Consider the following 13,750-nt stretch of genomic DNA (forward strand, 5'->3'; position numbering starts at 1 on the left):
AGTCTTGAACAACGCACAAACACATACCAAAAACGTTGCATTCTATACGTTAGGTTGCAAGCTCAATTTTTCTGAGACTAGCACGATTGCACGCTCTTTTGAACACGAAGGCTTTAACCGTGTAGAGTTTCATGAGCACGCAGACATATATGTTATCAATACGTGTAGTGTAACAGAAAATGCAGATAAACGCTTTAAGGATATTGTAAAAAAGGCACAGAAGATAAATGAAGATGCCTTCGTGATTGCAATTGGTTGTTATGCGCAATTAAAGCCTGAAGAACTAGCAGATGTTCATGGTGTAGATCTTGTACTTGGTGCCACAGAAAAGTTTAATATAACCAATTACCTAAACGATCTTACTAAAAATGATCTTGGTGAGGTACATTCTTGTGAAATAGAGGATGCCGATTTTTATGTAGGATCCTACTCAATAGGAGATAGGACCAGAGCATTCTTAAAAGTTCAAGATGGTTGTGATTATAAATGTACGTACTGTACAATTCCTTTAGCACGTGGTATCTCTCGAAGTGATACTATGGAAAATGTATTACAGAATGCAAAAGAAATAGCCGAACAGGATATTAAGGAAATTGTATTAACAGGTGTTAATATAGGTGACTACGGAAAAGGTGAGTTTGGAAACAAACGTCACGAACACACATTTTTAGAATTAGTTGAAAATTTAGATAAGGTTGAAGGTATAGAGCGTTTGCGTATTTCTTCAATTGAACCTAACCTGCTTAAAAATGAAACTATAGATTTTGTTTCGAATAGTGATAAGTTTGTGCCGCATTTTCATATTCCACTACAAAGCGGAAGCAATGCGCTTTTAAAACTTATGCGTAGGCGATATAATAGAGAGTTGTATGTAGATAGAGTATCGCGTATTAAAAGTGTTATGCCTAATGCTTGTATAGGAGTAGATGTTATAGTTGGTTTTCCAGGAGAAACAGAAGAATTGTTTTTAGAGACTTATAATTTTTTAAATGATTTAGACATCTCATACCTACACGTTTTTACGTATTCTGAGCGTGATAACACACTTGCTGCAGAAATGGATGGTGTTGTACCTATAAAAGTTAGAAAGAAACGTAGCAAGATGTTAAGAGGCTTATCTGCTAAGAAAAGACGAGCATTTTATGAAACTCAAATAAACAACTCTTTAACTGTACTGTTTGAAGGAGAAAATAAAGAAGGATATATACACGGTTTTACTGAAAACTATGTAAAGATTAAAGCACCTTGGAATCCTAATTTGGTTAATACGTTACAAGATGTAACCCTAACTGAAATAGATGAAGATGGTTTGGTTAAAGTAGCTATTGCTGGAGAAGACTTAAGTACAACTAAAGAACCTTCGATTGCTTCTGTTTTATAGCAGTCTTGATATTTTAGATATAAAAAAAAACGCCATTTAGGCGTTTTTTTGTGTTTTAGATATTAATACCAATAGGTAATAAATCTCTATATTTTCGTTTGTGTTTCTTCATAAATTTTGCAATCTCTGGACTACTAGGTACAATACGAGTATTGCGCTCTGCAATAATATCAAAAACTGCTTTTAAAAATGGCTCTACCATTTCTTTTTCTCTAAGAGCGTCACTCATGACAAGCTTAGTTAGGAAAATTTTACGTTCCTGTTGTGCATATTCAATTTTAGCGATATCTCCTTCTATATCTAGCTCAAACTGTCTTAAAAACTCGTTGTCTTTAATCTCTAGTGATCCTTCTGTCATCATAATATCAATTTTTAATTCATAGGAACCTCTATTACCAAAATCTTGGCTTCAGAAGTTGTTGTTATAGACACGCTTTCTGTCTCCCAAATGCCTAACGCATCCTTGGTTTTTAATGCTGTGTCATCACATATAGCACTACCTTTAATTACGAAAATATAAACGCCGTGGTTTTTCTTATGTAGCTTGTAGTCAATGGTTTGGTTGTTGTCAAATTCGCCTAAATTAAAATAGGTTTGTTGGTTTAGCCAAAGTGCTTCATTTAAATCTGCATCTTTTGGAGATACCACAGTGACTAACTCATTCTTACGACTTTTAAAATCAAATGCTTTTTGATCGTAACGAGGCTCTACATTTTTACGTTCGGGAAATACCCAAAGTTGTAATAGGTTGGTAGCTTCTGTTTGGCTAGCATTATACTCACTATGAGTTACACCAGTACCAGCACTCATAACCTGAATTTCACCAGAATGAATTACTTCTTCATGATTCATAGAGTCTTTATGTGCTAATGAACCAGAAAGTGGTATTGTCACAATTTCCATATTGTCATGAGGATGTGTTCAAAAACCTTGTCCAGGACCTATGGTATCATCATTTAAAACTCTTAACATACCAAACTGTACACGTTCTGGATTAAAGTAACTTGCAAAGCTAAAAGAGTAATTTGCTTTAAGCCAACCAAAGTCAGCTTTTCCACGTGTTTGAGAAGGATGATGTACTTTTTTCATTTATTTAACGTCATTAGACCCATTAATAAAAGGTCATTCCAGTACTTTTGGTCGTATGTTATCTACAAAGATAAAAGTAAACCGTTAGAGTTATTGTTATATCACTGTTAAAATGCCTAATACTTCTAAGAATACATCTGCTTTGCAACACGTTTATTTTGTACCTGGACTAGCTGCAAATATTTCAATTTTTGAGAACATTAAACTTTCAGAAGAATTTTATAGCGTCCATTTTTTAGAATGGATGATTCCAAATGCGCAAGAAACCTTACAGGACTACGCTAAGCGGCTTTGCGAAAAAATTAAGCACGATAACATTACATTAGTTGGTGTGTCTTTTGGCGGTGTAGTAGTACAAGAAATGGCCAAACATATAGATGTTAAGAGGCTTATTATAATTTCCAGTGTAAAAAGTAAACATGAATTACCTAAGCGTATGAAAATGGCACGTAAAACAGGTATTTATAAGTTGCTACCTACAAGTTTGGTAAACTATGTACACAAGTTAGAAGATTTGCCAGTAGGCAACATGGTTAAAAAACGAGCAAGATTATATAGAACTTATCTATCTGTAAAGGATAAGCGCTATTTAGATTGGGCTATTAAACAAATGGTGTGTTGGGATCAAGAAGAACCCTTAACTGAGATTATACAAATTAATGGAGATCAAGATATAGTATTTCCTATTGAACATATAGAAAATCCTATTGTGTTACCTGGCGGAACTCACGCTATGATTATTAATAAATATAAATGGTTAAATAAAAACTTACCTAAGCTTATAGAAAATGGCTGTTTAGATTAAATTATTTGTAAGCCTTTTGTATTCTGTCTAAACGCTTTTTATTTTCTCTATCTTTTATAGCATCACGCTTGTCATAAAGTTTTTTACCTTTTGCAAGACCTATATTCATCTTTGCAAAACCACGATCGTTTATAAACACTTTAAGCGGAATAATAGTTAAACCCGAATTTCTAACCTCTTTGTGCAGTTTTTTAAGCTCACTTCTATTTAATAAAAGTTTACGCTCGCTTTTAGGATTGTGGTTAAAATGAGTAGCATGAGAATATTCCTGAATGGTCATGTTTATTACAAATAATTCTTCTGCGTCGTTAAATTCACAAAAGCTCTCTGCAATTGATGCTTTTCCGTCTCTAATAGCTTTAATTTCTGTACCAACCAGTTTAATTCCAGCAGTGTAGGTGTCAAGAATCTCGTAGTCAAACTTTGCTTTACGGTTCTTTATGTTAATATTGTTTTTCATAGACACATCAAAAATACAAACTTCGCAACACATGTAAGGTGTTTGTAAGTGCTTTCACTAACTTCGTAAGATAAATAAATGAGTAAATACAAATGAAAATTTACACAAAAACAGGAGATAAAGGAACTACAGCTTTATTTGGCGGTACTCGTGTACCAAAACATCATATCCGTATAGACTCTTATGGAACTGTAGATGAGTTAAACTCTCACATTGGTTTAGTACGAGATCAAGAAATAGATACGCACAGTAAAGATATTTTAGTAATTATACAGAATAAACTTTTTACAGTTGGTGCAATATTAGCAACAGACCCTGAAAAAGCAATGCTAAAAAGTGGCAAGGAGCGATTAAATATTCCTAAAATTACTGAAGAAGACATAAAGCAGTTGGAAGAAGAGATGGATAAAATGAATGAAAATCTTCCTGAAATGACGCATTTTGTACTTCCAGGCGGTCACACTACGGTGTCATATTGTCACATAGCAAGATGCGTATGTCGCCGTGCAGAACGTTTAGCAACAGCACTTTATGAAATAGAGCCTTTTCAAGAAGCAACGCTTAAGTATTTAAACCGTCTTTCTGACTACCTTTTTGTGCTGGCACGAAAGTTGTCCTATGATTTACAAGCAGATGAGGTAAAGTGGATACCCGAGAAGATGTAGTAAGATTGCATTCCTTTACCATAAGAGCTGTATATTAACCGTTCATTTAGTTATTTAAATTTCAGTAATTAATGCTATGAAAATTAGTAAGTTGAAAATAAATAACACACGTTCTTTAAAATAATTACGATTTTACTTGACTTTTTGAACTAAAAATTTATTTTTGCAGAAAATTAGTATCACATGTATTGGACTTTAGAATTAGCATCGTATTTAAGTGATGCACCTTGGCCAGCAACAAAGGATGAATTAATAGATTACGCTATTAGAACTGGCGCACCTTTAGAAGTTGTTGAAAACTTACAATCTATTGAAGATGAAGGAGATTCTTATGACTCTATCGAAGAGATCTGGCCAGATTATCCAACAGACGACGATTACCTCTGGAATGAGGATGAATATTAATAACATATAACGCTCAAAAAAAGTCTCTACCAAGAGACTTTTTTTTTGCACTTAACAACATTTTATAAACCGACTATTATGGGTTTTTTAGATTCCGTATTAAAAGTATTTGTGGGCGATAAAGCCAAACAAGACGTAAAGGCTATAATGCCAATTGTAGAACAGGTAAAGTCTCATGAAAAAGCTATGGAAGCTCTTTCTATAGATGAACTTAGGAACAAGACTGTAGCGTTTAAAGCTAAAATAGAAGATGCACTTAAAGACATAAATGCAGAAAAAGAATCTTTAAAGAGTGAAGCAGATGCCTCAACAGATATAGATAGAAATGAAGATATCTATGCTCAGATTGATGCATTAGATGAGAAAGCTTACCAAATAACAGAAGGTATATTAAATGATATCTTACCAGAAGCTTTTGCAGTAGTTAAAGAAACAGCAAAACGCTTTTGCCATAATGAAGAAATTGAAGTTACAGCAACTCCTTTTGACAGAGAGCTTTCTGCAGAGAAAGATTACGTAACACTTAGTGGAGAAGAAAAAGCTATTTGGAAAAACTCTTGGGATGCAGCTGGAAAGCAGGTAACTTGGGATATGATTCACTATGATGTACAACTTATTGGTGGTGTGGCTATGCACCAAGGTAAAATTGCAGAAATGCAAACTGGTGAAGGTAAAACATTAGTAGCAACACTTCCTGTATACCTTAATGCCTTAAGTGGTAAAGGTGTACACCTTGTAACAGTTAACGATTACCTGGCAAAACGAGATAGCGCTTGGATGGCGCCTATTTTTCAGTTTCATGGGATGAGTGTAGACTGTATAGATTACCACAGACCAAATTCTGCAGCAAGACGCAAAGCTTATAATGCAGATATTACTTACGGTACAAATAATGAGTTTGGTTTTGACTACCTGCGTGACAATATGAGTCATTCACCAAATGATTTAGTACAACGTAAACACAATTATGCGATTGTAGATGAGGTAGATTCTGTTTTGGTCGATGATGCCCGTACACCATTAATTATTTCTGGACCAATTCCTAAAGGAGATATTCACGAGTTTGAAGAGTTAAAACCTCAAATATCTAGTGTTGTAGAAGTACAACGCAAGTATTTAGTAGGCGTATTGGCAGAAGCTAAGAAACTAATTGCAGAAGGCGATTTAAAAGAAGGTGGTTTTAAATTACTACGTGTTTACAGAGGTCTTCCTAAAAACAAAGCTCTAATCAAGTATTTGAGTGAAGAAGGAATTAAACAACTTCTACAGAAAACAGAAAACCAATACATGCAAGATAACAACCGCGAGATGCCTAAGGTAGACGCAGAGTTGTATTTTGTAATTGAAGAAAAAAACAACCAGATAGAGCTTACAGATAAAGGTGTAGACTTTTTAAGTGGTAAAGAAAATCCAGACTTCTTTGTAATGCCAGAAATGGGAATGGAGATTTCTAAAATCGAAGCATTAGGATTATCTAAAGAAGAAGAGGCAGAGAAGAAAGAAGAATTATTCAGAGAATTTTCAGTAAAATCTGAACGTATACACACTATGCGCCAGTTATTAAAGGCGTATACATTGTTTGAAAAAGATACGGAGTATGTAGTGATGGACAATAAAGTAAAAATTGTCGATGAACAAACAGGTCGTATTATGGATGGGCGTCGTTATAGCGATGGTCTTCACCAAGCAATTGAAGCTAAGGAAAGTGTGAAAATTGAAGATGCCACGCAAACCTTTGCTACTATTACATTACAAAACTTCTTTAGAATGTACAGCAAGCTTTCTGGTATGACAGGTACTGCTGTAACAGAAGCTGGTGAATTCTGGGAAATTTATGAATTAGATGTTGTAGAGATTCCTACAAACAGACCAATTGCACGCCATGACCAAGAAGATATGGTTTATAAAACTAAGCGTGAAAAATATAATGCTGTAATAGATCATGTTACAGACCTTTCTCGAGCAGGAAGACCAGTGTTAATTGGTACTACTTCTGTTGAGATTTCAGAATTATTAAGTAGAATGCTTAAAATTCGTCAAGTACCTCACAACGTTCTTAACGCAAAGTTACATAAGAAGGAGGCAGATGTAGTAGAAGAAGCAGGTAAGGCAGGACAAGTAACCATTGCTACAAACATGGCAGGTCGTGGTACAGATATTAAGTTAAGTAAAGAAGTTAAAGATGCAGGTGGTTTAGCCATTATTGGTACAGAACGTCATGATTCAAGACGTGTAGATAGACAATTACGTGGTCGTTCTGGTCGTCAAGGAGATCCAGGAAGCTCTCAATTCTATGTTTCTCTAGAAGATAACCTAATGCGTTTATTTGGTTCTGAGCGTATTGCTAAACTAATGGACAGAATGGGTCTGGAAGAAGGTGAAGTAATTCAGCATTCTATGATTTCTAAATCTATTGAGCGCGCGCAGAAAAAAGTAGAAGAAAACAACTTTGGTACACGTAAGCGTTTATTAGAGTATGATGATATAATGAATGCACAACGTGAGGTGGTTTACAAGCGTCGTTACCACGCACTTTATGGAGAGCGTTTAAAGGTAGATATTGCAAACATGATCTTTGATACTTCTGAAAGTATTACAGAAAGTAACAAAATGGCAAACGACTTTAAGAATTTTGAGTTTGAGCTTATTCGTTACTTCTCTATGAGTTCTCCAGTAACACAAGCAGAATTTGAGAAAAAAGATTCTAAAAAGATTGCACAGCAAGTTTACGAAGCTGCATATAAGCATTATCAGCAAAAAATGGAGATTGCAGCAGAGCAAGCATTCCCTGTAATAAAGCAAGTTTACGAACGTCCAGATAATAAGTTTGAGCGTATTGCAGTACCATTTACAGATGGAACCAAAACATTGCAAGTTGCTACAGATTTAGAGAAAGCATATGAAACAGAAGGAAAGCAACTTATAAATGATTTCGAGAAAAATATTTCTCTTGCAATTATAGATGATGCTTGGAAAACTCACCTTCGTAAAATGGATGAATTAAAGCAAAGTGTGCAATTAGCCGTTCACGAGCAAAAAGATCCATTACTTATCTATAAGTTTGAAGCATTTGAGCTATTCAAGGTTATGATTGATCAAGTAAATAGAGATGTAATCTCATTTTTATTTAAAGGTGAAATACCACAGCAAAATGCACAGATTAGTGAGGCTAAGCAACAAAAAAGAGAAAAAGTAGAGACGCAAAAAGAAGAAATCCAAAATATGGATGAGCGTGCAGCAGAAGCTCGTAAAGCTGGTCAAACACAATCTAAGCAAGACGTTATAGAAACTATAATAAGAGAGCGTCCTAAAATTGGCCGTAATGATAAAGTGACTATAAAGAATGTGATGAGTGGAGAAAACAAATCAATGAAATATAAACAAGCTATTCCTTTATTAGATAAAGGCGATTGGGTATTAGTTGAAGACTAAGTCATCTTACTCAGTTATTATAAAAAACTCCCAAGTATGTATGCTTGGGAGTTTTCTTTTAAACAATTCTTTAAGTTTGTTCTAATTTTAGTTACCAAAGATTGCTTGATGAAAAAAGTAGATACCGCAATAAAAACCACATACTTTAGTATTCTTGGGAATACACTACTAGCTTTAATAAAAGGCTTAGCTGGTTTTTTCGGTAATTCTTATGCATTAATAGCAGATGCTATCGAGTCTACAACAGATATTTGCTCTTCGTTATTAGTATTGCTAGGGCTTAAATATGCAAAACGGCCTGCAGATGAAAACCATCCTTATGGTCACGGTAGGATAGAGCCACTTATTACATTTTTGGTAGTAGCTTTTTTAGTGACATCTGCAACTATCATTGCTTATGAGAGCATACAAAACATACAAACACCTCATGAAACTCCAAAAGCTTGGACACTTTGGGTATTAGGTGCTATTATTTTATGGAAAGAGATATCTTTTAGATGGGTTTTAAAGCGTAGTAAGCAAACAAATAGCAGTTCTCTTAAAGCAGATGCCTGGCACCATAGAAGCGATGCAATAACCTCTATAATGGCATTTATAGGTATAACTATTGCACTTTACTTTGGAGAAGGATATGAAACTGCAGACGATTGGGCAGCGCTTTTAGCATCATTCATAATTTTGTATAATAGTTACCTCATCTTTAGACCTGCTTTAGCAGAAATAATGGATGAGCATATGTATGATGATGTCATTGAAAAAGTAAGAGAAACATCTTTAAAAGTAGAAGGCATTACAGGAACAGAAAAATGCATGATTAGAAAATCTGGTATGACCTACCATGTAGATTTGCATGCCATGGTAAATGCTCACATTACAGTAAAAGAAGGACATAGGCTCTCTCATGAACTTAAAGATAGATTACTACAGGATATACCAGATTTAGGCCAAGTACTTATTCATATAGAACCTGACGATTTGTAGTATAATACAACCTCAATTTACCTTGGTGATTACCAACACAACAAATATATTTGCCAAAAATTAGAATTTTGAAAAATTTAAGCACACTAACTACCATCGTTTTATTATTTATAGTAACAATAGCTTCAGCTCAAAATACTGCAGAAGATGAATTTGGGACTTGGTATATCCTGTCTACAAATAATAAAATGACAGATAATCTTACTTTTAATTTACAATCTCAAGTAAGAACATACGAACTAGCCAGTGAGATTGAGCAGTTTAAAATTCGAACAAGCTTAAACTATCAGTTTACAGATAAAGTTTCTGGTGCTTTAGGATATGCTTATTTTAGAACAGACCCTAGCTATTTAGCAGAAACTCCTCAAAAGTTCACAGAACATAGATTAGTGTTAGATGTATTTTATAAAGATGCTTTAAAATCCTTGAATATAACGCACAGATATAGAGCAGAACAACGTCTTTTTAATGATGAGACCACAAATGATGATAATTTATGGTTACGCTATATGCTAAAGTTAAGTCACCCTATTACAGAAAAGTTAAGCGTAGATGTTTATGATGAAATATTCTTAAATACTACCTCACCAGTATTTGCTCAAAACTGGTTAGGTGCTGGACTAACTTATGCCATCAATAAAGATTTAAGGTTTAGAGCAGGATATCAAAAAATTAGCTTAGAGAACCAGTCGTTTGATAGGTTAGTACTATCTCTTAATCTTAAAACAGACTTTAGAACATCTAAAAATTAACTAATTTTAGTGCGCTAACCAATTACATACAACAATGAATAAATTTAAGATTGAATTAAAATGGGGTGTTTACTTTACTATAGCAGCCCTAGCATGGATGTATGTAGAAAAAGCACTTGGATGGCATGATGAGTTAATTTCTAAACATGCCATTTATACAAATATTTTCGCCATAGTTGCCATTGCTGTCTATGTCTTGTTTATGAAAGACAAAAAGCAAAACTTTTATAATGGTAATATGACTTGGACACAAGGCTTTATATCTGGAACTATATTAAGTGTAGTTGTAGCAATCTTATCTCCATTAGCCCAATACCTTACACACGAGTTTATCACTCCTAATTATTTTGAGAATGTAATTGCTTACACTGTAGAAAAAGGAGTTATGAAACAAGAGGCTGCAGAAGCATACTTTAGCTTATACTCTTATATGGCTCAAGCTGCATTTGGAGCTTTGGCTATGGGTGTTGTAACCTCTGCAATTGTTGCATTATTCTTCAGGTCTAAGAAGGTAGATTAAGTAATAGTTTTGGATCTTCTCCATTAGCCATTAACTCTTTAAGTTTAAGCTTAGAAGTAACGCCAGGATAATCTCCAGAATATCGCCCCATATCTTTTATAATTTGAAAGTGAAGGTGTGGTGCATAATCACCATTTATTTCTGCAGTTCCTAACTGTGCAATGCAATCACCTTTTTCAACTACTTGTCCTATGTCTATATTTTTCAATGAATTAGTGCTTAGGTGTCCATATAACGTATAAAATACAATAGATTCTAGATGGTGTTCTAGGATAATGGTTGGTCCATAATCACCAAAATTTGTATTGTTTTTAAAGCTGTGTACAGTTCCTTTTAAAGGTGCTAAAACGTTAGTGTATGCAGGTACCCAAACATCTAATCCTAAGTGTATATTCCGTTCTGTATTAGGGTCTTGTTGGTTAAAGTGTGAGCTTCTGTTATAAATACCTCTTGTTTCAATATAGCCTCCATATGCTACCTTTTTATCATGCTTTTTAAGATAGTCTTTTATATAAATTTCAAATTGTGAAGAAGAAGAAACGTCAATAGATTTTAAGTCTTCATTAGTTGTTGAAAGATCTATGTGTATATAGTCGTCCTTAGTGTATTTAGAATCTATAATCGGTATAAATTCAGAAGATATAGAGTTAAGAAACTCTTTAAATTGTGATGTGTTCATCACACAAAAATAGGAAGGAAATTAAAATGATTTTATAAAATTTATAAATTAATTATTTTAAAATAACATTACTGAAACGTGCAGAGATAGCAAGATTTGCACTAGTATTTCTTGATCTGTGAAATCCTGTAACGCGGTCGTTATTTGCATTCTTTACAGTTTGTACTTGCAAGCTTGGAGGATATTTTAAGCCACTCCTGTTACCATTAAATGTAAAGTTGAATGCACTACTAGGCAATGAGACAATAAAGTCACTATTTTCAAGCACAACGTCTAAGTTTGTAATACTTTGATTAATCTCTGGGATGGCAATCCTGCTAAAGGTACCAGATATTACACCAATCTCCTCTAGGTTTTTTATTACAACATCACTAGACTTAGATACCAATTTAATATTCTTGGCATTATCTATAACACATTCCTTTACATAGTTTGTATTAAGTTCACCATAGTTCCATTGCTTTACTAACACAGGTGAATAAGCTGCAGAGATGGAGGTTTGCCCTCCATCTATAATATTTGCAGCTAATCTTGTATGAGACAACTTGGCCTGTATGTTTTTAATACGTTCTGCAAGCTTAATTTCTCCGTGGCGCACATCTAATCTTAACCTAGATTCCTTTGGCATTTTAATGATAATTGTACGTTTAACATTATCATTGGTAAAGTTACCTGGTTTAACTGTGTTATACTTTACAATTGTGGTTGTAGAGCTACCATTTGGGTTGGTAGATTTTGTTGTGGCATATTCACCACCATACTGTTCTGCCATTTGTTGAGCCCAAGCTTGTAACTTAGGGCCATATTCTTTTTCAAAATTTTCTCCCCATTTTTCCATGTCATCACCTAGGTTTTCCTCAAACTGTTTTCCCCAAGCTTCCATCTTTTTCCCAAAATCTTCACCCCAAGCTTCTAGATCACCTTCATAATCATCTCCAAAATGCTCTTTCATCTGCTTTTCATAAGATTTCATATATGCGTCTGGATTTTCCTTATAGGCTTTGTAATCAAAGTCTATGTCGCGCATATTCTTATAAAAGTCTTTTGGCATTTCTGTTGCAATACTTTCGGTCATTGGGACTATAATACCTTCAACCATAGGTCCTATAAAATCTAGAGGTAAATTTTGCAAACTTTGTAGAGCTGCCAAATCTAAATTCATATCACCATTCCAATTAAGGTTTCCGGCAGAAGTAATAGTTATCTCACCACTATTGCCATTTGCATTAATCTTCCAATTATCTGCAATTTTTTTAATTTCATCTTTGGTAACATCATCTGTGGTTTCAACAAATGCTTCTACAGAAACTTCGTTCTTATCCCAAGTTTCAAATATTACATTAGTATAGCGTGTATCCACTTTAATGGTTACATCATCTTTAACGTTAAAACGTTCCTTAAGTACTGGTTCTTTTTTCTGCGCATAACTTAGCCCTATGCAACCTAACAACAGTACAACTAATAATTTATGCTCTCGCACCTTGAATAGTTTCATTTTGATTGTTCTTTAATTGATTTAACTTACTCTTTAGTTTGAACAGCAACTCCAAACGTAATTGTAAATTAGCGATAAGTGTATTTACAGTTTGCTCGTTAACGCCAGCTTCTTTAAGCTCACGGTTTAACTGTGCATACTCCTCATCAAGTTCTGCCAATTGGGTCATAAATGCATCAATAAGCTCTTTGTTCTCATCGTTAACTTGAAGTTTGGCAATCTCCAAATTAATGCTTGCTAAGTAATAATCTTCAACCTCCTTAAACTGTGGAGATACTTCACTTAAATACACCGGAACAACATCGGTAGGTGTATTATTTGTATCTACCTTATTTAAATTAACAACAGTAGTGGCTTCATTTGTTGGCGCACTAAGTTGATTATATCCTAATATACCAATGCTTAATGCTACAATAAAAATAGCTGCAATTTTCATCCAAGGAAATTTAGACTTAGTGGTGTTCATTGTAACCACAGACTTGTCTTCTAGGTCTTGATGAAGTGCATTAAGACGTGCAGCAAAGCGGTCTTGATGTCCTTGTGACAACTTTCCTTTAGGAATACTGTTGTCGTTTTTAAATAATTCTCTAATATCCTGTGCCATCATAGATGTCTTTTAATAAATCTTGAAGCTTCTTTTTACCTCTATGTACTAGGGTTCTAGATGCTACTGGTGTAATATTTAATATTTCTGAAACCTCTTCGTGATCATATCCTTCTACCAAAAATAATTGCACAGCGTATTTATAACGCTCTGGCAGCTCATCTATAGCAGCTTTAACATGATCTAAGGTTACGTGATCTGCAACATGCCAACCCGAATCATCATCATCTACAACAGATAAGATTTGCTCGTTAATAGCGACAGTTTCAAGTTTTCGTGCCTTAATCATATCTAGGCACTTATTAATTACAATACGTTTAAGCCAAGCGCCAAATGTTACTTCTCCTGTAAATTGATGCAGTTTTGTGAATGCATTAATGAAACCTTCTTGCATAGCTTCTTCGGCATCATGAGAATTCTTCATATACCTTAGTGCCACGTAGAACATCCCATCGCAGTACTTATTATATAAAGTCATCTGC

16 protein-coding genes and 1 pseudogene are annotated in these 13,750 nt (G+C 34.3%); 8 read left to right on the plus strand and 9 right to left on the minus strand.

Going from position 1 to position 13,750, the window contains the following annotated elements; all coding sequences use genetic code 11:
- Positions 1–4 precede the first annotated feature (4 nt).
- A complete protein-coding gene (gene mtaB, locus CL818_RS01640) occupies positions 5–1,381 on the plus strand; it encodes a tRNA (N(6)-L-threonylcarbamoyladenosine(37)-C(2))-methylthiotransferase MtaB (protein ID WP_272974243.1) in 1,377 nt (458 codons plus the stop codon).
- A 55-nt stretch (positions 1,382–1,436) separates the two neighbouring features.
- Here mtaB and CL818_RS01645 read toward each other — a convergent pair whose 3' ends face one another.
- From CL818_RS01645 to CL818_RS13515, 4 genes and pseudogenes are all read right to left on the minus strand, one after another.
- Positions 1,437–1,739 carry a GNAT family N-acetyltransferase gene (locus CL818_RS01645; protein WP_013187559.1) on the minus strand — a complete coding sequence of 101 codons (303 nt, stop codon included), beginning with the start codon at positions 1,737–1,739 and terminating at the stop codon, positions 1,437–1,439.
- 14 nt (positions 1,740–1,753) lie between these two features.
- Positions 1,754–2,029 carry a pirin family protein gene (locus tag CL818_RS13505; RefSeq protein ID WP_336380118.1) on the minus strand — a complete coding sequence of 92 codons (276 nt, stop codon included), beginning with the start codon at positions 2,027–2,029 and terminating at the stop codon, positions 1,754–1,756.
- A gap of 93 nt (positions 2,030–2,122) precedes the next feature.
- Positions 2,123–2,290 (minus strand): annotated as a pseudogene (locus CL818_RS13510) (pirin family protein); the annotation flags it as partial.
- A 12-nt stretch (positions 2,291–2,302) separates the two neighbouring features.
- Positions 2,303–2,470 (minus strand): cupin domain-containing protein, encoded by a 168-nt coding sequence (locus CL818_RS13515; RefSeq protein WP_336380117.1) that lies wholly within the window; start codon positions 2,468–2,470, stop codon positions 2,303–2,305.
- A gap of 112 nt (positions 2,471–2,582) precedes the next feature.
- Here CL818_RS13515 and CL818_RS01655 point away from each other — a divergent pair, with 112 nt between their 5' ends.
- Positions 2,583–3,275, plus strand: a complete 693-nt coding sequence (locus tag CL818_RS01655; RefSeq protein ID WP_272974242.1) for an alpha/beta hydrolase — start codon at positions 2,583–2,585, stop codon at positions 3,273–3,275.
- A 1-nt stretch (position 3,276) separates the two neighbouring features.
- Here CL818_RS01655 and smpB read toward each other — a convergent pair whose 3' ends face one another.
- Entirely contained in the window at positions 3,277–3,735 is a 459-nt protein-coding gene (smpB, locus tag CL818_RS01660) for an SsrA-binding protein SmpB (RefSeq protein WP_013187562.1), read from the minus strand.
- A gap of 92 nt (positions 3,736–3,827) precedes the next feature.
- On the opposite strand from smpB, the gene CL818_RS01665 reads away from it, so the two are divergent.
- The 6 genes from CL818_RS01665 to CL818_RS01690 all read left to right on the plus strand — a co-directional run bounded on the left by CL818_RS01665 (position 3,828) and on the right by CL818_RS01690 (position 10,490).
- Positions 3,828–4,400: a cob(I)yrinic acid a,c-diamide adenosyltransferase gene (locus CL818_RS01665; protein ID WP_013187563.1), complete on the plus strand. Its 573-nt coding sequence runs from the start codon at positions 3,828–3,830 to the stop codon at positions 4,398–4,400.
- Positions 4,401–4,583: 183 nt separating this feature from the next.
- Complete coding sequence (locus CL818_RS01670; protein ID WP_013187564.1) at positions 4,584–4,805, plus strand: DUF2795 domain-containing protein; 222 nt, start codon at positions 4,584–4,586, stop codon at positions 4,803–4,805.
- Between the two features lie 78 nt (positions 4,806–4,883).
- Entirely contained in the window at positions 4,884–8,237 is a 3,354-nt protein-coding gene (secA, locus tag CL818_RS01675; protein ID WP_013187565.1) for a preprotein translocase subunit SecA, read from the plus strand.
- A gap of 108 nt (positions 8,238–8,345) precedes the next feature.
- A complete protein-coding gene (locus tag CL818_RS01680; protein ID WP_272974240.1) occupies positions 8,346–9,218 on the plus strand; it encodes a cation diffusion facilitator family transporter in 873 nt (290 codons plus the stop codon).
- A 68-nt stretch (positions 9,219–9,286) separates the two neighbouring features.
- Positions 9,287–9,970 carry a DUF2490 domain-containing protein gene (locus tag CL818_RS01685; RefSeq protein ID WP_041240975.1) on the plus strand — a complete coding sequence of 228 codons (684 nt, stop codon included), beginning with the start codon at positions 9,287–9,289 and terminating at the stop codon, positions 9,968–9,970.
- Between the two features lie 34 nt (positions 9,971–10,004).
- Entirely contained in the window at positions 10,005–10,490 is a 486-nt protein-coding gene (locus CL818_RS01690) for a DUF4199 domain-containing protein (protein ID WP_013187568.1), read from the plus strand.
- Here the strand turns inward: CL818_RS01690 and CL818_RS01695 are convergent.
- From CL818_RS01695 to CL818_RS01710, 4 genes are read right to left on the minus strand one after another with little or no spacing between them, the layout of a single operon-like run.
- Positions 10,474–11,169, minus strand: a complete 696-nt coding sequence (locus tag CL818_RS01695; protein ID WP_272974239.1) for a peptidoglycan DD-metalloendopeptidase family protein — start codon at positions 11,167–11,169, stop codon at positions 10,474–10,476. The genes CL818_RS01690 and CL818_RS01695 overlap by 17 nt on opposite strands.
- Before the next feature lie 52 nt (positions 11,170–11,221).
- Complete coding sequence (locus CL818_RS01700) at positions 11,222–12,664, minus strand: hypothetical protein (RefSeq protein ID WP_272974238.1); 1,443 nt, start codon at positions 12,662–12,664, stop codon at positions 11,222–11,224.
- Positions 12,636–13,271: a hypothetical protein gene (locus CL818_RS01705; protein WP_272974237.1), complete on the minus strand. Its 636-nt coding sequence runs from the start codon at positions 13,269–13,271 to the stop codon at positions 12,636–12,638. Before CL818_RS01705 ends, CL818_RS01700 begins: the two co-directional genes overlap by 29 nt.
- Complete coding sequence (locus tag CL818_RS01710; RefSeq protein WP_272974371.1) at positions 13,252–13,746, minus strand: RNA polymerase sigma factor; 495 nt, start codon at positions 13,744–13,746, stop codon at positions 13,252–13,254. Before CL818_RS01710 ends, CL818_RS01705 begins: the two co-directional genes overlap by 20 nt.
- Positions 13,747–13,750: the final 4 nt, after the last annotated feature.

The organism is Croceibacter sp. (assembly GCF_002716225.1).
Classification (GTDB): Bacteria; Bacteroidota; Bacteroidia; order Flavobacteriales; family Flavobacteriaceae; genus Croceibacter; species Croceibacter atlanticus.